21 protein-coding genes are annotated in these 22,753 nt (G+C 71.5%); 8 read left to right on the top strand and 13 right to left on the bottom strand.

The genetic code is table 11. The annotated features are described in order from the left end of the window. The first annotated feature begins 2 nt into the window (after nt 1–2). The gene (locus ACPYN4_RS09790) at nt 3–1,760 is read left to right on the top strand and encodes an ABC transporter ATP-binding protein (protein WP_424446254.1); all 1,758 of its coding nucleotides are present in this window, start codon (nt 3–5) and stop codon (nt 1,758–1,760) included. Continuing rightward, nucleotides 1,760–2,584, top strand: coding sequence for an energy-coupling factor transporter transmembrane component T family protein (locus ACPYN4_RS09785; protein ID WP_424446253.1), 825 nt, complete (start codon nt 1,760–1,762; stop codon nt 2,582–2,584). The genes ACPYN4_RS09790 and ACPYN4_RS09785 overlap by 1 nt, the downstream gene beginning before the upstream one ends. Before the next feature lie 79 nt (nt 2,585–2,663). Here the strand turns inward: ACPYN4_RS09785 and ACPYN4_RS09780 are convergent, their stop codons facing one another. Continuing rightward, nucleotides 2,664–2,810 carry a hypothetical protein gene (locus ACPYN4_RS09780; protein ID WP_424446252.1) on the bottom strand — a complete coding sequence of 49 codons (147 nt, stop codon included), beginning with the start codon at nt 2,808–2,810 and terminating at the stop codon, nt 2,664–2,666. Then, nucleotides 2,807–3,073: a hypothetical protein gene (locus ACPYN4_RS09775; RefSeq protein ID WP_239281163.1), complete on the bottom strand. Its 267-nt coding sequence runs from the start codon at nt 3,071–3,073 to the stop codon at nt 2,807–2,809. Before ACPYN4_RS09775 ends, ACPYN4_RS09780 begins: the two co-directional genes overlap by 4 nt. A gap of 14 nt (nt 3,074–3,087) precedes the next feature. Here ACPYN4_RS09775 and ACPYN4_RS09770 point away from each other — a divergent pair, with 14 nt between their 5' ends. Then, nucleotides 3,088–3,561, top strand: coding sequence for a DUF4442 domain-containing protein (locus ACPYN4_RS09770; RefSeq protein WP_424446251.1), 474 nt, complete (start codon nt 3,088–3,090; stop codon nt 3,559–3,561). A gap of 3 nt (nt 3,562–3,564) precedes the next feature. Here the strand turns inward: ACPYN4_RS09770 and ACPYN4_RS09765 are convergent, their stop codons facing one another. The 4 genes from ACPYN4_RS09765 to ACPYN4_RS09750 all read right to left on the bottom strand — a co-directional run bounded on the left by ACPYN4_RS09765 (nt 3,565) and on the right by ACPYN4_RS09750 (nt 7,603). Beyond that, nucleotides 3,565–4,395, bottom strand: coding sequence for an SGNH/GDSL hydrolase family protein (locus ACPYN4_RS09765; protein WP_424446250.1), 831 nt, complete (start codon nt 4,393–4,395; stop codon nt 3,565–3,567). Between the two features lie 91 nt (nt 4,396–4,486). Next, nucleotides 4,487–5,755 (bottom strand): histidine--tRNA ligase, encoded by a 1,269-nt coding sequence (gene hisS, locus ACPYN4_RS09760; RefSeq protein ID WP_424446284.1) that lies wholly within the window; start codon nt 5,753–5,755, stop codon nt 4,487–4,489. A 58-nt stretch (nt 5,756–5,813) separates the two neighbouring features. Next, on the bottom strand, nt 5,814–6,488 hold the full coding sequence (locus ACPYN4_RS09755; RefSeq protein WP_424446249.1) for a MazG family protein: 675 nt from the start codon (nt 6,486–6,488) through the stop codon (nt 5,814–5,816). After that, a complete protein-coding gene (locus tag ACPYN4_RS09750) occupies nt 6,446–7,603 on the bottom strand; it encodes a Na+/H+ antiporter NhaA (protein WP_424446248.1) in 1,158 nt (385 codons plus the stop codon). Before ACPYN4_RS09750 ends, ACPYN4_RS09755 begins: the two co-directional genes overlap by 43 nt. 145 nt (nt 7,604–7,748) lie before the next feature. Between ACPYN4_RS09750 and ACPYN4_RS09745 the strand changes: the two genes are divergently transcribed. Further along, nucleotides 7,749–10,421, top strand: a complete 2,673-nt coding sequence (locus tag ACPYN4_RS09745) for a phosphoenolpyruvate carboxylase (protein WP_424446247.1) — start codon at nt 7,749–7,751, stop codon at nt 10,419–10,421. Between the two features lie 15 nt (nt 10,422–10,436). Here the strand turns inward: ACPYN4_RS09745 and ACPYN4_RS09740 are convergent, their stop codons facing one another. Beyond that, the gene (locus ACPYN4_RS09740) at nt 10,437–11,036 is read right to left on the bottom strand and encodes a gamma carbonic anhydrase family protein (RefSeq protein ID WP_239281153.1); all 600 of its coding nucleotides are present in this window, start codon (nt 11,034–11,036) and stop codon (nt 10,437–10,439) included. Nucleotides 11,037–11,173: 137 nt separating this feature from the next. Between ACPYN4_RS09740 and gdhA the strand changes: the two genes are divergently transcribed. Next, entirely contained in the window at nt 11,174–12,511 is a 1,338-nt protein-coding gene (gene gdhA, locus ACPYN4_RS09735; protein ID WP_424446283.1) for an NADP-specific glutamate dehydrogenase, read from the top strand. Nucleotides 12,512–12,559: 48 nt separating this feature from the next. On the opposite strand, the gene mfd is transcribed toward gdhA, so the two are convergent. Continuing rightward, nucleotides 12,560–16,246: a transcription-repair coupling factor gene (gene mfd, locus ACPYN4_RS09730; protein WP_424446246.1), complete on the bottom strand. Its 3,687-nt coding sequence runs from the start codon at nt 16,244–16,246 to the stop codon at nt 12,560–12,562. Between the two features lie 116 nt (nt 16,247–16,362). Between mfd and ACPYN4_RS09725 the strand changes: the two genes are divergently transcribed. Beyond that, entirely contained in the window at nt 16,363–16,896 is a 534-nt protein-coding gene (locus tag ACPYN4_RS09725; protein ID WP_281652884.1) for a hypothetical protein, read from the top strand. A 55-nt stretch (nt 16,897–16,951) separates the two neighbouring features. On the opposite strand, the gene pth is transcribed toward ACPYN4_RS09725, so the two are convergent. Together pth and ACPYN4_RS09715 are read right to left on the bottom strand one after the other, a co-directional pair. Continuing rightward, a complete protein-coding gene (gene pth / locus ACPYN4_RS09720) occupies nt 16,952–17,536 on the bottom strand; it encodes an aminoacyl-tRNA hydrolase (protein ID WP_239281737.1) in 585 nt (194 codons plus the stop codon). A 95-nt stretch (nt 17,537–17,631) separates the two neighbouring features. Beyond that, the gene (locus ACPYN4_RS09715) at nt 17,632–18,264 is read right to left on the bottom strand and encodes a 50S ribosomal protein L25/general stress protein Ctc (protein ID WP_239281736.1); all 633 of its coding nucleotides are present in this window, start codon (nt 18,262–18,264) and stop codon (nt 17,632–17,634) included. Nucleotides 18,265–18,479: 215 nt separating this feature from the next. Here ACPYN4_RS09715 and ACPYN4_RS09710 point away from each other — a divergent pair, with 215 nt between their 5' ends. Then, nucleotides 18,480–18,602, top strand: coding sequence for a hypothetical protein (locus ACPYN4_RS09710; RefSeq protein ID WP_268252388.1), 123 nt, complete (start codon nt 18,480–18,482; stop codon nt 18,600–18,602). Here ACPYN4_RS09710 and ACPYN4_RS09705 read toward each other — a convergent pair. Continuing rightward, on the bottom strand, nt 18,587–19,075 hold the full coding sequence (locus tag ACPYN4_RS09705) for a gluconokinase (RefSeq protein WP_076690327.1): 489 nt from the start codon (nt 19,073–19,075) through the stop codon (nt 18,587–18,589). The two genes, ACPYN4_RS09710 and ACPYN4_RS09705, sit on opposite strands and share 16 nt — an antisense overlap. A gap of 214 nt (nt 19,076–19,289) precedes the next feature. Here ACPYN4_RS09705 and gndA point away from each other — a divergent pair, with 214 nt between their 5' ends. Then, nucleotides 19,290–20,798, top strand: a complete 1,509-nt coding sequence (gndA, locus tag ACPYN4_RS09700; protein ID WP_424446282.1) for an NADP-dependent phosphogluconate dehydrogenase — start codon at nt 19,290–19,292, stop codon at nt 20,796–20,798. A gap of 122 nt (nt 20,799–20,920) precedes the next feature. On the opposite strand, the gene ACPYN4_RS09695 is transcribed toward gndA, so the two are convergent. Together ACPYN4_RS09695 and ACPYN4_RS09690 are read right to left on the bottom strand one after the other, a co-directional pair. Next, nucleotides 20,921–21,934, bottom strand: coding sequence for a magnesium and cobalt transport protein CorA (locus ACPYN4_RS09695; RefSeq protein ID WP_229934806.1), 1,014 nt, complete (start codon nt 21,932–21,934; stop codon nt 20,921–20,923). Between the two features lie 53 nt (nt 21,935–21,987). Then, a complete protein-coding gene (locus ACPYN4_RS09690; protein WP_424446245.1) occupies nt 21,988–22,713 on the bottom strand; it encodes an ABC transporter ATP-binding protein in 726 nt (241 codons plus the stop codon). Nucleotides 22,714–22,753 lie beyond the last annotated feature (40 nt).

The following is a 22,753-nucleotide window of genomic DNA, read 5'->3' as shown; positions in this document are numbered from 1 at the left end:
TCGTGAGCGACCCCGTCGTCGTCATCGAGAACCTGTCCTTCCGATACCCGGGAGCGGATGCCGATGTGCTCCGCAACGTCAACCTCACGATCGAGCGCGGCGACTTCGTCGCGGTCGTCGGAGGCAACGGGGCGGCCAAGACCACGCTCTGCAAGAGCATCAACGGTCTGATCCCGCACTACTGGGCCGGAGAGTTCGCAGGTTCCGTGACGGTCGACGGGGTCGACACCTACACCTCCAGCGTCGCCGAGCTGTCGACGAAGGTCGGGTACGTCTACCAGGACTTCCAGAACCAGCTCGTGCGCCCCACCGTCCGTGACGACGTCGCGTTCGGTCCCATCAACTTCGGGCGCGATTCACATGCCGCAGACACGGACGCCGCACTGGAGGCCCTCGGCATCGCCGGGATCGCCGGTCGCTACATCTGGCAGCTGTCCGGTGGCCAGGCGCACCTGACGGCGCTTGCCGGGGCGCTTGCGCTGAAGCCTGCCGTCATCATCGTCGACGAGCCCGTCGCCGAGCTCGACCCCGCTCGCGCCGAGGAGATCTACGAGCGCCTCGCCGAGCTCAATCGCGAGGGCGTCACGATCATCACGATCGAGCACCACGCCGAGTTCGTCGCCCGCTACGCCCGCTCGGTCGTGCTGATGGCGCACGGGTCGCCGGTGTGGCACCTGCCGATCGACGAGGCGCTCGCGCGCACCGCCGAGCTCGAAGAGCACGGCATCCCCGCTCCGCAGGCCGTGCAGGCTGTGCGGGCATTGGGGGTGGATGCCGCGCCCCGCACCCCCGCCGAGGCGGCCGCGCTGCTCGGTGGGCGCGTTGCAATGGGTCGTGAGCGGGCGGCGTTCGAGGGCGACGGGGCCGACGGGGCCGACCCCTCGGCATCCCCCGGACGCATCGTCGCCGAGATGACGAACGTGACCCACGGGTACAAGGCCGTCGGCGGCTCGATCACGCGCGTGCTCGACGGCCTCGACACGACGCTGCACGCGGGCGAGCGGATCGCGCTGGTCGGCGGCAACGGTGCCGGCAAGTCGACGCTGCTGAAGCTGCTGGCCGGCATCATCGTGGCCCGCGAGGGCGAGGTCACGATCGACGGCCGCAGCACGCGGTCGATGTCGGCGCGCGAGATGGCGACGACGGCGGCCTACCTCGCGCAGCATCCGCAGCTCATGTTCTTGAAGGGCACCGTCCGCGACGACATCGCCCTCTTCCCCCGCTCGCACCGGATGCCCGACACCGACGCGATCGTGCAGCGTGTGCTCGACCGGGTCGGGCTCGTGCCGCTTGCCGAGCGCGACGGCCGCACGTTGTCGGGAGGCCAACAGCGCCGGGCGACGCTCGCGATCGGGCTCGCGATGCGTCCGAAGCTGCTGCTGCTGGACGAGCCGACCTCGAGCCTCGACACGCAGAGCCGCGACGATGTGACGACGATGCTCGCCGAACTCGCCGACTCGATCCAATGCACGGTCGTCGCGACGCACGACATGCAACTCGTCGCCGAATGGGCCAGCCGCGTGCTCGTGCTCGACGGCGGCAAGGTGCTGGCCGACGTGACACCGCGCGAGCTGTTCGCGGACGCCGCCCTGCTCGAGCGGGTGCGCCTGCGCCCGCCGCAGATCGCCGTGCTCGGGCGGGAGCTGGGGCTCGATCCTGTGCCGCTGTCGGTGGCGGAACTGGTGGATGCGGTGCGGTCGGCGGAGTTAGTCGATGCAGCGGCGGTCGGTGTGGCCCCCGCAGAACGGGAGGTGGTGTGATGGCCCGCGTGCATCACGACGTGCTGTCGGTCGAGTGGATCAAGCTGGAGCTCATCCGCACGGCGTACGCGACCCGCGGCGGCCTGTTCGCGGCGATGGACCCGCGCGCGGTGGTCGTCTGGTACATCCTGCTGGCGATCGTGCCGTGGTTCACCCACAACATCACGGTGCTCGCGGGCCTGTTCGCGATCGGCGTCGTGTCGATCTTCCTCGCCCGGGTCGGGCCTCTGATCCTCGGTCTTTTCGTGCTCGGGATGGGCATGGAAGTCGTCTACATGTCGATTGCGGCATGGCTTTTCGGCGGCAACATCGACACCGTCATCGCGCTGGCAGCGCTCAACCTGAAGCTCGGCGTGGTGGCGCTCGCGAGCATGGCGGCGTTCGTCTCGCTCGACCCCGAGAAGCTCTCGGATGCGCTGCTCGCGTTCCGCGCACCGCACATGCTCGCGTTCGGAGTGAGCTACGGATACCGCATGCTGCCGATCCTCATCGAGGAGTTCAGCACCGTGTTCGAGGGCTACCGGCTGCGCACGGCGCCGCCGGCGAAGAAGGGCCTGCTGGGGTGGCGCGTCGGCGTGCAGTGGGCGCAGCTTGCGGTGCTGTCGTTCTACCCGATCTTCCTCAACACGGCGAAGTCGGTGCGCACGACGGTCGAGGCGCTCGAGACCCGCGGATTCACGCACGGCGCCGCGAATGCCAACGGCCGCCGCATCCGCATGGCGAAGCTGCGCATCCGCCCCCTCGACATCATCGTGATCGTCGTGACGCTCTTCGCGATCGCCGCGGCTTTCTCCGCCGGCGCCGCCTGGCCGGTGTACCGGTAGCGTTCGGCGGCGCGGTCAGGCCTTCGCGCGGGCGGCGAGGGCGCCGAGCAGGGCCGCGCCGTCGCGGCATCCTCGACCGTCACGGTGATGACTTTGCCGTTCGTGGATCGGGCACCCGCGGTAGCAGGATCAGCTGGATCACGACCGCGATCGCCGTCATGATGATCGGCAGCACGAGGGCCACGAGAGTGAAACGGCGGACGGCGAGCGGGGCACGGTCGGTCATGCGGACTCCTCCAGGGTCAGGGCGGCGTGGCGGGCGAGCGCGGCGAATGCGTCGGCGGTGATGCCGAGGTCGCGTGCGCGGCGGGCGACCTCGGTGAGGTCGGCGTGCAGCGCGGCGGACTGCGCCGCGGCGGCGGTCACGACGGCGCCGCGGCCGCGGTGCATCTGCACGAGGCCCTCGTCGCGCGACTGCTGGTAGGCGTGCAGCACGGTGTGCAGGTTCACCTCGAGCGTCCTCGCCTGCGAATCGATGCGGAGGAGCATGCCACACTGTCGGAATGCGCATCACTCCCCGCCGCCTTGCGATCGGTATGAGCCTGTGGGCGCCGAACCTGTTCAGCGGCATCCGCGTGAAGAGGTTCTCGGACGACTGGACGCACGCGACCGTCGAATTGCACGTCAACGTGCTCACGCGCAACTACGTGAAGACCGCCTTCGGCGGCTCGCTGTCGGCGATGACCGACCCGTACTTCTTCATGCTCGTGATGCACCAGCTCGGCCGTGACTACGTCGTGTGGGACACGCGCGGGCAGATCGAGATGCTCAAGCCCGGGCGCGGTGTGCTGACGGCGCGTTTCCACGTGCCGAGTGAGCAGGCCGAGGCGATCCGCGACCGCGCGAAGGGCGGCGCGAAGGTTCTCGAGTGGTTCGAGACCCAGATCACGGATGCCGCGGGCGACGTCGTGGCGCGGGTGCGCCGCGAGGTCTACGTCCGCGAGAAGCGGCGCGTGACGGACGCCACGGCGGGCTGAGCGTCAGGCGCTCGGCTGGGGCTCGGGCCGGCGTCTGTCCTTGAGGGCTGCGCGCACGGCGGGCAGCAGCGCCTCGGCTGTGCGACGGTAACCGAGCGCGCTCGGATGGAAGCGGTCGAGGCTGAACATCTCCTCGGGCTGCGTCACGAAGAACGGTCCGACCGCACGGCGCAACGACACCGCGCGGGCGCCGCGGCGGACGACGACATCCGCCTGCGCGTCGGCAAGCTGACGCGAGAGGCGCGCGCCGAGGGCACGCAACGGCTGCGGCACGGGCCGCAGCGACCCCAGATCGGGGCACGTCCCGACAACGACTGCCGCACCGAGTTCCTGCAGGCGCCCGATCGCTTCGTCGAGGTGCGCGACCGACGTCGAGACCGGCACGCGGTGGGTGACGTCGTTGCCGCCGACGACGATGACGGCGACGTCGGGCCGGTAGTCCTCCGGCAGGTCGTCGATCTGCGTCGCGAGCATCGACGACTCGGCGCCGACGACGGCGGCCGTGCGCAGCCGCACGCGGCGTCGCTCGGCCCGGGCGAGCCCCTTCGCGAGGCGCGCGCCGAGGGTGTCCTTGCGGCGCTCGGCACCGAGGCCCGCGGCGATCGAGTCGCCGAACACGGCGAGCTTGAGCGGCGGCCCGTCGAAGCGCCCGCCCCATACCCGGTCGGCGTCGAGGGCGTTCTCGTCGAGCGGCTTGCCGATGCGCCGCCGCGCGAGCGCCGCCTGGCGCACGAGCATCGCGCGTCCGCCGACGAACACGAGCCCCACGGCGGCCACGCCACTGGCGGCCCCGAGGATCGACGGCCAGGGCACGACGTCGCGTGGACGAGTCATGCGCCCATGCCAGCTCAGGCCGATGAACGCCGATCGTCCCGCGGGTGACGCGCCGGTGGACACGCGCCCGCGGGGCCTGACGCGCGCGCAGTCAGGACAGCGGCTTGAGCTCGAGGTCGGCGCGGAGGGCACTGGCCGACACCGTCGCGAATGCCGTGTAGCCGTCGGCCGCGGCGCGCTCGAGGAGCGCCTTGAGGTTCTTCGTGCGCTGTTCGAGCCGCACGCGTGCGCCCTCCGCGACGAGCGCGGTCTTGAGGGCGACGAGCTCGGCGACCGGCACGTCGCGATCGTGCACGAGGACGACAGCGGATGCCGCGGCATCCGAAACGGACTCGAGCAGGTCGACGATGCGCTCGAACCCGATGGAGAACCCGACGGCGGGGACGTCCTGGCCGAGGAAGCGGCCGATCATGCCGTCGTAGCGGCCGCCGCCGCCCAGCGAATAGTCGACGCTCGGGTGGGCGAGCTCGTAGATCGTCCCGGTGTAGTACCCCATGCCGCGCACGAGGAACGGGTCGAACACGATCGGGACGTCGCCGAGCGGGCTGTCGGTGCCGCGCGCTGCGGCGACCGCCTCGCCGATCGCGACGAGGTCGGCGACGACCTCGTCGGGCGCTCCCTCCGGGAGCGCCTTGCGGATCTGCCGATCGCCGAAGGGGTTGTACTCCAGGGTCTGCGGTCGGCGGAGGAAGGCCTGGAATGCGTCGACCGCGGCGGGAGTGGTGCCGCGCTCGCGCAACTCCGCGGTCACTCCGTCGGGTCCGATCTTGTCGAGCTTGTCGATCGTGATGAGCACCCCGGGGCGCTCATCGGCGGTGAAGCCGAACGACTCCAGCATCCAGTCCAGAGCACGGCGGTCGTTGATCCGAATGGTGCCGCCCTCGAGGCCCAGCGCGTCGAGGGTGTCGAGGGTCGCGACGACGAGCTCGGCCTCGGCGCGGCCGGTCGCGTCGCCGATGATGTCGATGTCGCACTGCACGAACTGGCGGTAGCGACCCTTCTGCGGCCGCTCCGCGCGCCACACCGGGGCGATCTGGATCGCGCGGAACACCGTCGGCAGCTCCGCCCGGTGGCTGGCGTAGAACCGCGCGAGCGGCACCGTCAGGTCGTACCGCAGCCCGAGGTCGGCGAGCGAGGTGGGATCGTCGGCGCCGGAGCGGATGGCGTCGGCATCCAGCCCACGCTTCAGGACGTTGAACGCGAGCTTCTCGTTGTCGCCGCCGATGCCCGCGTGCAGGCGGTCGTAGTCCTCCATGACCGGGGTCTCGATCTCGTCGAACCCGTGCGCGCGGTAGCGCTCGCGGATGACGGCGAGCACGCGCTCGCGGCGGGCCTTGTCGGCGGGGAGGAAGTCGCGCATGCCGCGCGGCGGGTTCACGGTGGGCACCGGGCCATTCTTCCAGGTCGGCCGTACCGGGTCAGGCACCCTCCACGGTGCGCACGTCGTCCTGCAGCACCCGGATGCGCCCGCGGAGCGCCCGCTCGGCGTCCCACCCGCGCTCGCGCGCCAGAGCGACGAGCTCCAGCAGGGCGTCGCCGAGCTCGGCCTCGGTCTCGGCGCCAGGGGCGTGGCTGTGGGGCGGGCGGATGCCGAGGGGCGCGGCTTTGCCGAGGAGCTTCTGCGCGAGGGCGAGCGCGGGCATGTGCTCCGACACCCCGTCGAGCACCGACCGGCGCTCGTGCTTCTCGGCGGCCTTCGCCGCGTCCCAGTGGACGAGCACCTCCTCGGGCGTCGTGGCCACGGCATCCGCGAAGACGTGCGGATGCCGGCGGACCATCTTCTCCACCACGCCCGCCGCGACGTCGTCGATGTCGAACGGGTCGGTCTCGTCCTGCGCGGCGATCGCGGAGTGGAACAGCACCTGCCAGAGGAGGTCGCCGAGCTCTTCGCGCAGGTCGGCACGCGTCCCGGCCTCGACGGCGTCGATGAGCTCAGCGGACTCCTCGACGAGGTACGGCACGAGGTCCTCGTGCGTGATCCGCTGCGACCACACGCACCGCTCCCGCACCGCGCGCATGGTCTCGGCCGCCTGCCGCAGCGGGTCGGAGCTCAGCTGCCGGGGGTCTGCGCGGTCGTCCGCCTGTGGTGCCATGCCCGCCACGATACGAGCATCGCGGCCAGAACGAGCGAGATCCCCGATCCCGCCAGCACGCCGAGGGTCGCCTGGTCCCGGATGCCGGGGGCACCGGCGAAGGCGAGTTCGCTCAGCAGGAGCGACACCGTGAAGCCGATGCCGCCGAGGGCGCCCGCGGCCAGCAGGTCACCCGCCGACAGTGCGCTCTCCCGCGGCACCTTGAGCACCCGTTGCGCGATACCGCCGGCCAGCGCGATCCCGACGAGCTTGCCGACGGGCAGTGCGACGAGCACACCCCAGAACGCCGGCGAGAGCTCGCGCGCCGAGACCGCCGGGATGACGACGAGCGCCGCGCTCAGCGCGAACAGCGGCAGGACGATGCCGTTCACCCACGGTTCGAGCCCGTGGCGGGCGCGCATCGCGGGCTGCTGTGCCATCGCGAGGCCGAGCACCACGCCCGCGATCGTCGCGTGAACGCCCGACTCGTACACGGCCCACCAGGTGCCGAGCGCCGACACCACGAGCCCCGCGAGCGCCGCGTGCCGCGCCCGCGTGTCGAGCAGCCGGCTGCAGACGGCGAAGACGACGACGAAGCCGAGCGCGAGGAGGATCATCCCGAAGTCGACGTCGGAGGTGAACAGGACGGCGATGAAGACGATCCCGACGATGTCGTCGAGGATCGCCAGCGCCAGCAGGAACACGCGCACCCCGGCGGGCAGCCCCTTTCCGAACACCGCGAGCACGCCGAGCGCGAAGGCGATGTCGGTCGCGGTCGGGATCGGCCAGCCCGATGCCGCCTGCGACCCGCCGGCGACGGCGAGGTACAGCGCGATCGGCACGAGCACGCCACCGGCGGCGGCGAGCGCCGGCAGCACCGCACGCTTGGGCGAGGCGAGCTGTCCGCTGGTGAGCTCGAACTGCAGCTCGACGGCGGCGATGAAGAAGAAGATCGCGAGCAGACCGTCCTGGATCCAGTGCCCGACAGACATCTCGAAGACGCCCGGCACGCCGAGGTACGCGTCCTTCACGGCGAAGGCGGCATCGGCGAGCGGAGAATTGGCCAGCACCAGGCCGACGACGGCGGCGATCAGCAGGAGGAGGGCGGGGAAACGGGCGGAGCGCAACAAGGCCATGCGTCTGCTTTCAGGGTCGGGAACGTGGACGCCGACCAGGCTTCCCGGCACACCCACTTCGATGCTACGCGACCCTGCCGGGAAGGTCGTGGGCGGGATCCTACCGCGTGACGAACCCGAAACACCGGGACAGTACCGTGGAGGGATGCGCGAACTGACCCGCACCGAAGCCATCGACCTCGTCGGCCGAGACGAGGCGGAGAACGAGCTGCCCGAACGCATGCGCGCCGATGTGCGCATGCTCGGCGCGCTTCTCGGCCGGGTGCTGCGCGAGAGCGGGTCGCCCGGCCTCTACGAGGACGTCGAGCGGCTGCGCCAGGCGACGATCGCCGCCTACGCCGACGAGTCCCCCGAGGCCTTCGAGCGGGCCGCCCGCATCGCGGAGTCGTTCTCGATCGAACGCGCCGACGAGGTCGCCCGGGCGTTCACGGTGTACTTCCACCTCGTCAACCTCGCCGAGGAGCACCAGCGCGTGCGCGTGCTCCGCGAACGCGACGGCCGCCCCGAGAAAGAGGATGCCGCCGACTCCGTCGCCGCCGCGTTCGTGCGCCTGTCGGCCGAGGTCGGCGACGACACGGCGCTGCAGCGGCTGCAGGGCCTGCGCTTCCACCCGGTGTTCACCGCCCACCCGACCGAAGCGCGACGCCGCGCGGTGTCCACCAGCATCCGTCGCCTGGTGGCGCTGCTGACCGAGCACGACGCGTCGCTGCAGGGCGGCGCCGACGAGCGCCGCGCCGAACGGCGGATGCTGGAGGAGATCGACACCCTGTGGCGCACCGCGCCGCTGCGCGCCGAGAAGCCCACCCCCGTCGACGAGGTGCGCGCCATCATGGCCGTGTTCGACGAGACGCTGTACACCGCCGTCCCGCACGTCTACCGCCGCGTCGACGACGCGCTGCAAGGGCCTGCGGCGGGGAGCCGCACCCCCGTCGTCCGGCCGTTCGTGCGCCTGGGCACGTGGGTCGGCGGTGACCGCGACGGCAACCCGTTCGTCACGGCGTCGGTCACGAAGAAGGCAGCGGGCATCGCCGCCGAGCACATCCTGCTGGGGCTGCAGCACTCCGCCGACCGCATCGCCAAGACCCTCACGCTGGCGGCGGACACGACCCCGCCGAGCGCTGAGCTGACGGCGCTCCTGCAGCGGCTCAGCGCCGCGGACGAGGACGGCGCGGCCGACGCGGCGAAGCGCGCGAAGGTCGAGCCGCACAAGCGCGCCATGCTGCTGATCGCCCGCCGCATCGCCGCGACCCGTCGTCGTGACGCCGACCTGTCCTATCGCGACCCTGAGCTGCTGCTCCGCGACCTCCGCACCGTGCAGGACTCACTGGCCGCCGCGGGCGCACCGCGCCAGGCGTACGGTCACCTGCAGCAGCTGCTGTGGCAGGTCGAGACGTTCGGGTTCCACCTCGCCGAGCTCGAGGTGCGCCAGCACTCCGCCGTGCATGCGCGGGTGCTCGCCGAGGCCGCCGCCGGCGGACCGCTGAGCACCCAGTCCGAGGAGGTGCTCGAGGTCTTCCGCACGATCGCGCAGATCCAGCACCGGTACGGGCCGCGGGCCGCAGGCCGCTACATCGTCTCGTTCACACAGTCCGCCGCCGACCTCGTCGCGGTGCACGAGCTCGCCCGCATCGCGGTCGGACCCGGCGGACGTCCGCCGGTGCTCGACGTCATTCCGCTGTTCGAGACCTTCGCCGACCTGCAGGCGGCGCCGCAGATCATGGCCGAGATCGCGCAGCATCCGGACTTCGCCGCCCGCTTGGAGGCCACCGAGCGCCGCCTGGAGGTCATGCTCGGCTACTCCGATTCGTCGAAGGACGTCGGCCCCGTCGCCGCGAACCTCGCCCTGTACGAAGCGCAGGCGAAGATCGCGGCGTGGGCGCAGGATGCCGGCATCCACCTCACCCTGTTCCACGGCCGCGGTGGCGCGCTCGGGCGCGGCGGCGGGCCGGCAAACTCCGCGATCCTCGCGCAGCCGCCGCACTCGGTCGACGGCCGGTTCAAGCTCACCGAGCAGGGCGAGGTCATCTTCGCCCGCTATGGCGACCCCGCGATCGCCATGCGTCACATCGATCAGGTCGCGGCGGCGGTGCTCCTGGCATCCGCCCCCTCCATCGAGCGCCGCAACAGCGAGGCGGCAGAGCGCTACGCCGACGTCGCCACGACGATGGATGCCGCGTCGCGCGAGCGGTTCTTCTCCCTCGTGAAGGCCGACGGATTCGCGCCGTGGTTCGCGACGGTCACGCCGATGGAGGAGATCGGGCTGCTCGCGCTCGGCTCGCGGCCCGCACGCCGGGGACTGTCGGTCGAGTCGCTGGAGGACCTGCGGGCGATCCCGTGGGTCTTCGCGTGGTCGCAGGCGCGCATCAACCTCGCCGGCTGGTTCGGCCTCGGCACCGCGCTGGAGGCCGTCGGCGACCTCGACCTGCTGCGCCGCGCCTACGACGACTGGCCGCTGTTCCGAACGGTCATCGACAACGTCGGCATGAGCCTCGCGAAGGCGGACGGGCGCATCGCGCGCCGCTACCTCGACCTCGGCGACCGGCCCGACCTCGCCGACCTCGTCGTGGGCGAACTCGAGCTCACGACCGACTGGGTCGTCCGCATCGTCGGCGGCGACGGACTGCTCGCGAACAAGCCGGTGCTGCAGCGCGCCGTGAAGATGCGCAGCCCCTACGTCGATGCGCTGTCGCTGCTGCAGCTGCGCGCGCTGCGGGCGCTGCGCGCGGGCGAACTCACCGACGAGGAGCTGCCGCAGTGGCAGCGCCTGCTGCTGCTGAGCGTGTCGGGCGTCTCGGCCGGCCTGCAGAACACCGGGTGACCCCCGGCCGGCGGATCAGTCCAGGCGGCGGTCGAGGGCGTGGCGGGCGAGGGCGGCGCCGTAGCGTTCGGTGAGCTGGATCATGAGATCCGGGGTCGCGCGATCGAGACCGAACACGAAGCCGGGGAAGTCGAGGTCCTTCTGCAGCGCCCAGATCTCCTCGTGCCGGTCCGGCGAGAACATCTGCGCCGGGTCGCCCACCGCGACCCACCCGATCGGCACCGTCGACTCCGGCGGCAGCACCGTCCGCAGATGCACGACGGCGTTGATGCGCACCTCGCTGCGCCGGCCGATGCGCGCGCCGTTGAACACGCGCGTGCCGGTCGCAAGGAACACCTCCTCGGCCACGGTCGCCCCCGAGATGCTGGCGGTCGGTCCGACGAGGACGTGCGAGCCGATGTGCACGGGGTGGGTGGCGCTCGCCCGGACGAGCGCGTTCTCCATCACGATGACGTTCTCGTCGAGGGTGATCGGGCCGCCCTCCGCGGTGAGCACGGCGCCGTGCAGCACCTGACAGCCCGCGCCGATCGTCACGTCGCCGGAGACGACCGCCGTCGGCGCCACGACCGCTTCGGGATGGATGCGGGGACGCGCCCCGAGATGCTCGAACTGCATGGTGTCCTCCTGCGCCCCAGAGTATGACGGCTTGTCATACGCGTCGAGGGTGCCCCGACGCGCCGCTAGGGTGAAACAGGCCGTTCCGCCCGTGAACGTTGCCGGAAAGCCCCACTGTGACAGAAACCCTCTCTCCCCTGCCGTCCTCCGTGTCCGCCGTGTTCGACACCGTTCAGGCCCGTAGCCCCCATGAACCCGAGTTCCAGCAGGCCGTCCACGAAGTGCTGCACTCCATCGCGCCCGTCATCAACCGGCATCCGGAGTTCGTCGCCAGCGGCGTCGTGGAGCGCCTTGTCGAGCCGGAGCGCCAGATCATGTTCCGCGTTCCGTGGGTGGACGACAGCGGCACCGTGCAGGTCAACCGCGGCTACCGCATCCAGTTCTCCTCGGTGCTCGGCCCGTACAAGGGCGGCCTGCGCTTCCACCCGAGCGTGAACCTCTCGATCATCAAGTTCCTCGGCTTCGAGCAGATCTTCAAGAACGCCCTCACCGGTCAGGGCATCGGCGGCGCCAAGGGCGGCAGTGACTTCGACCCGCACGGCCGCTCGGATGCCGAGATCATGCGCTTCTGCCAGTCGTTCATGAACGAGCTGTACCGTCACCTCGGCGAGCACACCGACGTCCCCGCGGGTGACATCGGCGTCGGTGCGCGCGAGATCGGCTATCTGTTCGGCCAGTACCGCAAGGTCACCAACCGCCACGAGTCGGGCATGTTCACCGGCAAGGGCGTGCAGTGGGGCGGCGCGGAGGTGCGCACCGAGGCCACCGGCTACGGTGCCGTGTTCTTCGCCGAGGAGATGCTCGCCGTCCGCGGCGAGTCGCTCGAGGGCAAGCGCGTCGGCGTCTCCGGGTCGGGGAACGTGGCGATCTACGCGATCGCGAAGGCCCACCAGCTCGGCGCACTCCCGGTGACGGCGTCGGACTCGTCGGGGTACGTCGTCGACGACGCCGGCATCGACGTGGATCTGCTCCGCCAGCTCAAGGAGGTCGAGCGGGTCCGCATCGCCGAGTACGCAGCACGCCGCCCGTCCGCGCGCTTCGTCGAGGGCGCTCGCCCGTGGGAGGTCGCCGTCGACATCGCGATCCCCTCTGCCACGCAGAACGAGCTGGACGAGGACGACGCCCGGGCACTCATCGCGGGTGGTGTGCGCGCCGTCTCGGAGGGGGCCAACATGCCCTCGACGCCCGGCGCGGTGGCTGCGTTCCAGCAGGCGGGTGTGCTGTTCGGTCCCGGAAAGGCCGCGAACGCCGGAGGCGTGGCGACCTCGGCGCTGGAGATGAGCCAGAACGCGTCGCGCCAGCGGTGGAGCTTCGACGACAGCGAGCAGAAGCTGCGGGACATCATCGCCGACATCCACCACGCGGCATTCGAGGCCGCCGAGCGATACGGCCACGGCGGCGACTACGTCGTCGGGGCCAACATCGCCGGATTCGAGCGCGTCGCGCACGCGATGCTCGCACAGGGCGTCATCTGACCTGAGGCGCCCGCGCGGGGTGTGCCCGCGGCGAGACCCCGTTCGCCGTCAGGCCTCGACGGCGTCGGCCACGGGCAGCGGATACAGCTGGTCGATGAGCTGACCCACCCAGGCGATGAGGTCGCCGTCGGCGACGCGCTCCCCGCCGGCCGTCGGCAGCGGCACGACCATGGCCTCGCCGCCGGCGAGCACCTTCGACTTCGGGTACAGCCGCTGCAGCCGCACGCGCAGCGAATCGGATGCCGGTGCCGGCGCCACCCGCAGGTTCGGCCCCATGGCGACGACGTCGGTGAGCCCGGCCTGCGCGGCGCGACGCCGCAGCCGCGCGACGGCGACGAGCCCCTCCACCTCGCGCGGCGGCGTGCCGTACCGGTCGGTGAGTTCGTCCACGACGAGATCGATCGCGTCGGCGCTGGCCGCGGCATCCGCCCCCGTCTGCCCTCCCCCGCTCGTGCGCGCGTTCGGCGATGCGGCCGCGGAGAGCTTCTGATACGCCTCCAGGCGCAGCCGCTCGCTGTCGATGTAGCTCTCCGGCAGCCGGGCGTCGACGGGCAGCTCGAGCCGGAGCTCGGCGGGACCCTCCACCTCGTCGCCGCGGAAGGTCGCGACGGCCTCGCCGATCATCCGCAGGTACAGGTCGAACCCGACACCGGCGATGTGACCGGCCTGCTCGGCCCCGAGGAGATTGCCCGCGCCGCGGATCTCGAGGTCCTTCAGCGCCACCTGCATGCCCGAACCCAGGTCGTTGTTGACGGCGATCGTCTCGAGGCGGTCGGCGGCGGTCTCGGACAGCGGCTTCATCTCGTCATAGAGGAAGTACGCGTACGCGCGTTCCCGCCCGCGCCCGACGCGCCCGCGCAGCTGGTGCAGTTGCGAGAGACCGTACTTGTCGGCGCGGTCGATGATGATCGTGTTGGCGTTGGCGATGTCGAGCCCGGTCTCCACGATGGTCGTCGAGACGAGCACGTCGAACCGGCGCTCCCAGAAGCCGTCGACGACCTCCTCCAGCGCGTGCTCCCCCATCTGCCCGTGCGCGACGGCGATGCGCGCCTCGGGGACGAGTTCGGCGAGGTCGGCGGCGACGCGCTGGATCGACTGCACGCGGTTGTGCACGTAGAACACCTGCCCCTCCCGCAGCAGCTCACGGCGGATCGCGGCGGCGATCTGCTTGTCGCTGCGGGGGCCGACGTAGCTGAGGATCGGATGCCGGTCCTCGGGCGGTGTGGCGAGGGTCGACATCTCCCGGATGCCGGTGACCGCCATCTCGAGGGTGCGCGGGATCGGCGTCGCGCTCATGGCGAGGATGTCGACATTGGTCTTCAGCTTCTTCAGCGCGTCCTTGTGCTCGACGCCGAAGCGCTGCTCCTCGTCGATGATCATGAGACCGAGGTCCTTGAAGATCACCTTCTCGGTGAGGATGCGGTGCGTGCCGATGACCATGTCGACGGTCCCGTCGGTGAGGCCGGCGAGGGTGTCGCGGGCCTCTTTGTCGGTCTGGAAGCGCGAGAGCGGCCGCACCTTGACGGGGAAGCCCGCGAACCGCTCGGTGAAGGTCTCGAGGTGCTGCTTGACGAGCAGGGTGGTCGGCACGAGCATCGCGACCTGCTTGCCGTCTTGGATCGCCTTGAACGCGGCGCGCACGGCGACCTCGGTCTTGCCGAAGCCGACATCGCCCGAGAGCAGCCGGTCCATCGGGATGGGCCGCTCCATGTCGGCCTTGATCTCGTCGATCGTCTGCAGCTGGTCGGGCGTCTCGGCGAACGGGAACGCCTCCTCGAGCTCACGCTGCCAGGGCGTGTCGGGGCCGAACGCGTAGCCCTTCGCGGCCATGCGCGCCGAGTACAGCTTGACGAGCTCGACGGCGATGTCGCGCACCGCCTTGCGCGCCTTGCCCTTCGCGGCGGCCCAGTCGCTGCCGCCCATCTTCGACAGCGGGGGCGCGTCGCCGCCGACGTACCTGCTCAAGAGGTCGAGCTGGTCGGTCGGGACGTACAGCTTGTCGCCGGGATGACCCCGCTTAGACGGGGCGTACTCGAGCACGAGATATTCGCGCGTCGTCTTGACGGCGTTGCGGCCGCCGCTGGACACGTCGCGCTGCACCAGCTCGATGAACCGGCCGATGCCGTGCGTGGAGTGCACGACGATGTCGCCCGTCTTCAGCTGCAACGGGTCGACGACGTTCTTGCGCCGGGAGGCGAGCTTCTTCACCACACGCCCGTCGGCGCCGATCGTGCGACCGTAGAACTCCGCCTCGGTGAGCACCGCGAGCTTCGCGTCGGGCAGCTCGAAACCGCCCTCGAGGGTCGCGAGGACCGCGACGGCGACGCCCGGTTCGGGCATGTCGTCGAGGTCGTGGGCGGCGCGCGCGGCGATGCCGCGTTCGGCGAGGACGTCGCGGGCGCGGTCGACGAGGCCGGTGCCGGATGCCGCGATCACGACCCGCCAGCCGCCCGCCACCAGGTCGCCGACGTGCGCGGTCGCCCCCTCCACGTTGCCCTGGAAGGACGGCACCGGGTTCGCGGCGACGCGCACGACCCCGGCCGCGGCATCCGGGACCTGGGGGGAGGCACCCGCGTCCGCCGCCTGTCGCAGGTCCGCCTCCGCCGCCGCGGCGCCGGAGTCGAAGCCGCTGAAGGTCCACCACACGCCGCCCCGCTCGGCGGTCGCGGCCTGCAGTTCGGGGAGGGTGAGGAAGTCGCCCGCGCCGAGGTCGACCGGGGTGTCGGCGCCGCCGACGGCGGCGCTCCACGCCGCCTCGAGGAACTCCCGGTTCGTCTCGCCCAGCGTCATGGCGCGCCCGACGGCGCGTTCGGGGTCGACGAGGGATGCCGCGGCGCCGCGAGGCAGGTAGTCCACGAGCGGGACGACGGCGTCGGCGACCGCCGGCAGGAGCGATTCCATGCCCTCGACGGGGATGCCCTCGCTCATCTTCTCGAGCATGGTGCGCAGCCCCGGGAACCGGTCCTGCAGGGCCGCCGCGCGAGCGCGCACCGGCGGCGTCAGCAGCAGTTCGCGGCTGGGCAGCAGGGTGACGGCGGTGACCTCTCCGGGCAGCGAACGCTGGTCGGCGACCGAGAACGCGCGGATCTGGTCCACCTCGTCGCCGAAGAACTCGACGCGATACGGGTGGTCGGCCACCGGGGGGAAGACATCGAGGATGCCGCCGCGCACCGCGAACTCGCCGCGGCGGGAGACCATGTCGACGCGGTGGTAGGCGAGGTCGACGAGGCGACGCACGACGGTGTCCAGTTCGGCGCCGCGCGCGCCCACGGTGAGCTCGACCACGCCCGCGTCGGTGAGACCCGCGGCGAGCGGCTGCAGCGCACCCCGGACGGATGCCGTGATGATCAGCGGCGTCGTGCCGCCCGCCGCCTCCCAGGCCGCGGCGGCGCGCAGGACGGCCAGCCGCCGGCCGACGGTTTCGGTCGACGGACTCAGACGCTCATGCGGCAGCGTCTCCCACGCGGGGAAATGCAGCACCTGCGCGTCGGGCACGAGGCTCTGCAGCGCCGCACCGAGCCCTTCGGCGCGGCGGCCGGTCGGGGCGATCGCCAGCAGCGCCGCCGGAGCGCCGCTCGCCCGGCGGCGCTCGAGGAGCGCGGCCAGCATCGGCGCGTCAAGGCCGGTGACCATCGAGAAGTCGGTGTCGACGAGGGCGGCCTCGACGGCGGTGCGGACCCCGCTCGCCTCGCCGTCGTCCTGCAAGAGGGCGCGCACGATCCCGGAAACTGTCACCGGACGAGTGTACGGCGCGTGACCGACACGACGGCCGCCACCGGCGCCGGGCGGGCCGACCCCCGGCGCCGCGAGGCCGACCGTGGGCCGCCCGAAGCCGACCCTAGGATGAGGTCGTGACCGAGAACCCGCCCCCGCCCCCGGCCCCGCCGCAGTGGGGATACGTGCAGCCGGCCCCCGGTGCTCCGCCCGTGTACGCGGCGCCTGTCGGATACGGTGCGCCGTACCCGTCGGCGGAGCCGCCCGCGGTCGGGCGGGCGACGCTCGGCGCGAGCGCACTGGGCATAGCGCTCCTCGCCGTCGTCGGGGCGACACTGCTGAGCGCGCTCACCGGCTTCGCCGCCGCCCAGGGCGCCATGCGCCACGCCATCGGGATCTCGCCCGAGGGGCTGGAGAACCTCAGCGAAACGCAGCTGCTGGCGCTGCTGAGCCCCGTGCGCACACTCGTGCTGTGGGCCGAGATCGGGTTCTGGGCCGGGACCGTCCTGGGCATCTGGGCCCTCATCCAGGGCATCGTCGCGATCGCCACCCGCCGCGGCCGGGGGCAGGGCATCGCCGCCGTCGTGATCGCGGCCCTCGGTCCGATCGCGTACGGCGTCGCCGTCGGAATCGCCGTGACCCTCGGCGTCGCCGCCGGCGCATCGGGCTGACCGGCGCATCGGGCTGACCGGCGCAACGGGCTGACCGGCGCAACGGGCTCCGCGGCTACGCGCGCGGCGCGTGATGCCGCTGCTGCGCGGCGAGCAGGCCCTCGCCGATGAGCTGCTCCACGGCATCCGCCGCCTCATCCAGCACGAGCGGCAGCTGCGTGCGCTCGGCGGACGAGAACGGGTCGAGCACCCAGTCCGCCGGATCCTGCCGGCCCGGCGGCCGGCCGATCCCGACGCGCACCCGGGGGAAGTCGGCCGTCCCGAGCGCCTTGGCGACGTCGCGGATGCCGTTGTGCCCGCCGTGTCCGCCGCCGACCTTCAGCTTCAGGGAGTCGAAGGGGATGTCGAGCTCGTCGTGCACGAGCACGACGCGCTCCGCCGGAACGTCGTAGAACCGCGCGAGCTGCGACACCGGTCCGCCCGACGTGTTCATGAACGAGTTCGGCGTCGCCAGCACGAGCTTGGCCGCGCCCGGCCGCAGCCAGGTCTCGGCGACCCGGGCGTTCGCCTTGTGCGCCCGCAGGGTCTCGCCACGGCGGGCGGCGAGTTCCGCGATGACCATCTGGCCGACATTGTGGCGCGTGTTCTCGTAGCGGGGACCCGGGTTCCCGAGCCCCACGACCAGCCAGGTCTCAGCCATCTGCGTCCTCTCCCACGACTCGCGGTGCACACGGGAACGACGGAGCCCGCCCCACCAGTATCGGTGGCGGCGGGCTCCGGACGTTGCGTTCCCGATTACTCGGCGGCCTCTTCGGCGGCCTCGGACTGCTCTTCGGCGGCAGCCTCGTCGGCGGCCTCGATCTCATCCGACTCCGCGATGGTCGCGGCGGGCACCGAGATCGCGACGACGAGCGTCTCGGGCTCCGTCACGAGCGCCGCACCCTTGGGGAGGGTCAGGTCGGCGGCGGTGATGTGCGTGCCGTCCTCCAGGCCCTCGACGTCGACCTCGATGGTCTCGGGGATGTGGGTGGCCTCGACCTCGAGCGTGACGGTCGCGTTGTCGAGGTTCGCGATCGTGCCGGCGAAGGGCTCGCCCAGGACGACGACGGGCACGTCGACCTGGATCTTCTCGCCCTTCTTCACCACGAGCAGGTCGATGTGCTCGATGATCTGGTGCACCGGGTCCTTCTGCACGTCCTTGACGAGGGTCAGCTGCTGCTTGCCGGCGACCTCGAGCTCGAGCACCGCGTTGGCGCGACGGATGAGCAGCGAGACTTGGTGGCCCGGCAGCGACACGTGCACCGGCTCGGTGCCGTGGCCGTAGATGACGGCGGGGATCTGGCCGGCCGCGCGCAGGCGACGGGCGTATCCCTTGCCGAAGTTCTCGCGGACCTCGGCGATGACCTTGGTGTCGGTCTCGGTCGACATGATGATTCTCCTTGCGGGCGGCTGATCCGCCCTGATCTGGGGTCTGGGTCTCGACTCGAACGCACGCGCGTGAGGAACGCCCCGCAAGGCCTCACCGCGTCGATCACGGATGCCGGCGCCCTCGCGGGCGGCATCCCTCGCCGAAGTACGGCACGAGTCTACCAGTGACCCCGGTACGATGAGGACGACCCCTTCCCCACTCGCGAGGAGTACCCATGGACTACGGCTGGATGTCGCACGCACTCCTGTGGCTGGTCGGACTCATGACGGTGGGCGCCACCGTCGGCGTCATCGGCGCCCTCTGGTCGATGGGCCGCTCCGGCTACCGCAAGGACTGACCCGTCACCAGCGCGGTGATCCGCGCGACGACCGCCGGCAGGTCGGCATCGTTCGCGACCCGGAAGCCCGCCTCGTCGCTCGCGAGCGGCTCGAGCGTGGCCAGTTGCGAGTCGATCAGGGTCGCCGGCATGAAGTGGTCGCGCCGCGACACGCGCGTGCGCAGCTGCGCCGGCGGCACCACCAGTTCCACGAACACCGTGCCCGGCGCGAGCGAGCGGATGCGGTCGCGGTAGGCGCGGCGCAGCGCCGAGCAGGCGACGACGATGCGGGGACGGTGCAGCGCGGCGGCCACGGCATCCAGCCACGGGGCACGGTCGGCGTCGGTCAGCGCGACACCGGCAGACATCTTGGCGATGTTGGCCCGCGGATGCAGGTCGTCGCCGTCGATGAACTCCGCGCGCAGCGCCGCCGCCACCGCCGCGCCGACGAGCGACTTGCCCGATCCGCTGGGGCCCATGACGACGATGCGCATGCCGCCATCGTGTCACGCCGCGCGACGTCACACGGCGGGGCACGCCTGCCGCACGGGACTACGCTGGAGACACCGACCGACAACAGGAGCGCGTGTGTCTTCGAACGACTCTTCCCCCAGCGGCGACCAGGCCGAGACCAAGATCTCGCACGATCAGGATCAAGCCCCGCACGAGGCGACCACCCGTCACGAGGGGGCACCCGCCCCCGAGGACGTGCCCCGCGAGACACCCGACACCGCGAGCACCGCCGCGCCCGCCTCCGCCGGTGAGCCCACCGCCAACATCGGAGTCGTCGGCCTGGCCGTCATGGGCTCGAACCTCGCACGCAACCTCGCCAGCCGTGAGGGCAACACCGTCGCGGTGTTCAACCGCAGCCGCTCCAAGACCGACGAGCTGGTCGCCGAGCACCCCGAGGCGGGTTTCGTCCCGGCTTTCAGCTACGAGGAGTTCGCGGCGAGCCTGCAGAAGCCGCGCACCGCGATCATCATGGTCAAGGCCGGCGGCCCGACCGACGCGGTCATCGACGAGCTCATGAACGTCTTCGAGCCCGGCGACATCATCATCGACGGCGGCAACTCGCTGTTCACCGACACGATCCGCCGCGAGAAGGCGGTGCGTGAGCGGGGCTTCAACTTCGTCGGCATGGGCGTCTCGGGCGGCGAGGAGGGCGCCCTCAACGGCCCGTCCCTCATGCCCGGCGGCCCCGACGAGGCATGGGTCACGCTCGGACCGATCCTCCGCTCCATCGCCGCGGTCGCCGAGGGCGAGCCGTGCGTCACCCACATCGGCCACGACGGCGCCGGGCACTTCGTGAAGATGGTGCACAACGGCATCGAGTACGCCGACATGCAGCTGATCGCCGAGGCGTACGACCTCATCCGCCGCGCGACCGGGAAGACCCCCGCCGAGATCGCCGACATCTTCGCCGAGTGGAACCGCGGCGAGCTGGAGAGCTACCTCATCGAGATCACCGCCGAGGTGCTGCGTCAGACCGACGCCGCCACCGGCAAGCCCCTCGTGGACGTCATCCTCGACCAGGCCGGCGCCAAGGGCACGGGCGCCTGGACCGTGCAGACGGCGCTGGACCTCGGCGTGCCGGTCTCGGGCATCGCCGAGGCCACCTTCGCCCGGTCGCTGTCGAGTCACCCCGAGCAGCGCGCGGCGGCATCCGCCCTGCCCGGCCCGGAGCTGAGCGGCGGCGATGTCCTCGCGGGCGAGGATGCCGCGGCGTTCATCGAGCAGGTCCGTCTCGCGCTGTACGCGTCGAAGATCGTCGCCTACTCGCAGGGCTTCGACGAGATCCGCGCCGGCGCCGCCCAGTACGGCTGGAACATCGACCTCGGGGCGGTGTCGAAGATCTGGCGCGGCGGCTGCATCATCCGCGCGCAGTTCCTCAACCGCATCGCCGACGCGTACGCCGCCACGCCGGACCTTCCCGTGCTGCTGACCGCGCCGTACTTCGTCGATGCGCTCACCCGCGCACAGGATTCGTGGCGGAGCATCGTCGCCCTGGCGGCGGCCTCCGGCATCCCCGCCCCCGCGTTCTCGTCGTCGCTGGCGTACTACGACGGCCTGCGCGCCGAGCGCCTGCCCGCCGCCCTCATCCAGGGCCAGCGTGACTTCTTCGGTGCCCACACCTACAAGCGCATCGACAAGGAAGGCACCTTCCACACGCTGTGGTCGGGCGACCGCACCGAGGTCGAGGCCGAAGACACCCACTGACGGGTCTCGCCGAAAGCGCCGTATGCGTGCGAGCGGGCCGGTTGCGGACGGTACGCAACCGGCCCGCTCGACGAAAGGGGGGCCGCTCGGCGCCAATGGCGACTCCGGCACCCTCGGCGCCGCTACAGCCAGTCGTTGCGCTTGAAGACGAGGTACAGGCCGGCGCTGACGGCGACCATGAGCCCGAGCGCGAACGGGTAGCCGAACGTCCAGTCGAGCTCCGGCATGATGCGGAAGTTCATGCCGTAGATTCCCGCAACGAGCGTCGGCGCGAAGCCGATCGCCGCCCAGGAGGAGATCTTCTTGACCTGGTCGTTCTGCTGGATGCTCGTGCGCGTCATCTCGCTCATCTGATCGTTGCGGCGCTGGTCGATGATCGTCGCGTGGATCGTCAGTGCGTCATCGAGCGTGTGACGGAAGGCGCCGACGCGCGCATCGATGTAGCGGGCCCGGTCGGCGATCTCGCGGAAGCCGGGCGCCTCGGCGTCGGGTGAGCCCGCGCCGACGACCCGCTGCAGCCGGTCCATCATGTCGGCCAGCGGCGACGTCGCGTGCTGCAGATCGATGACCTCCCGCTGCAGCGCGAAGATGCGGCGCGAGACACCGGTGCCCTCGTCGAAGAGCTCCTTCTCGATCTCGTCGATGTCGTGCTCGATGCCGTCGAGCACATCGCGGTATCCGCGGGTCACGAACTCGAACATGCCCCACAGCACGCCCATCGGGCCGCGCTGGGCGATCTCGGGATGCTCGTCGAGCAGCCGCCGCATCCGCTCCAGATCGACCTCGCCGTCCGGGGAGATGGCGACGAAGAAGTCGGGGCCGACGAACACGTCCACCTCGCGGCACTGTACCGTCTCGGCCGCGTCGTCGTACAGCGCCGGCTGCGCCACGACGAACAGGTGCTCGCCGATGCGGTCGAGCTTCGAGCGCTGGTGGGTGCGCAGCGCCGTGGCGACGCCCAGGCGCTCCAGGCCCAGCGTCGCGGCGACCTCCCGGACCTCGTCGGGACTCGGCGCGGTCAGGGCGACCCACAGCATCCCGCCGTCTCGTCGGGCATCGCCGAGCGCCGCGTCCAGCGGGGCGTCGGTGGGGTGGGCAGTCCCGTCGCGGTAGACGACGCAGTGCGGCTGGGCCATGAGTCACACCCTAGGCCCAGCCGCACGTCGGCACGGTGAGGAACCGGCCCGCGTCAGCGGGTGATGTCCTTGATCGTCCCCTTGTCCAGCCGCAGCCGGCGCCGCGCGCGACGGGCGACCGCGGAGTCGTGGGTCACCACGACGAGCGTGAGGCCCTCGGCGTTCAGGTGCTCGAGGACCGCGAGGATCTCGTCGCGCATGTACTCGTCGAGGTTGCCGGTGGGCTCGTCCGCCAGCAGCACCCGGGGCCGCTTCGCGATGGCCCGGGCGATCGCGACGCGCTGCTGCTGTCCCCCGGAGAGCTCACCGGGGCGGTGATCACCGCGGTCGGACAGGTCGACGCGCGCGAGGGCGTCGGCGACGCGCTCGGCCCGCTCCGCGGGAGCAAGGCCCAGCGGCTCCAGGCCCATCGACACGTTCTCGGCCGCCGTCAGGGTGGGGATGAGGTTGAACGCCTGGAACACGAACCCCACCTCTCGCGCTCGCACGTGCTCGAGATCCTTCGCGGAGGCCGTGGCGAGGTCGGTCTCCCCGATCATGACGTGTCCGGCGGTTGGGGTGTCCAGCGCCCCCAGCAGCTGCAGCAGCGTCGACTTGCCGCCGCCGGTGGGTCCCTGGATCGTGACGAAATCTCCCGCGGCGATCTCGACGTCCACCCCCTTCAGCGCCTGCACGACGCGTCCCTTCTGCTGGTACGTCTTCGTGACCCCGGCGAGCCGATAGGCCGGCACGGTGGGGGTGGCCGCGGCATCCGTCACGGTCTGGTCGATCATGGTCATCTCTGTCTCCTCGGTCGGGGTGTGCGCACGGGGCGGAAGG

This window comes from Microbacterium sp. CH-015 (assembly GCF_049707015.1).
GTDB classification, from domain to species: domain Bacteria; phylum Actinomycetota; class Actinomycetes; order Actinomycetales; family Microbacteriaceae; genus Microbacterium; species Microbacterium aurum.
This window is presented reverse-complemented; position numbering and strand designations above follow the sequence as displayed.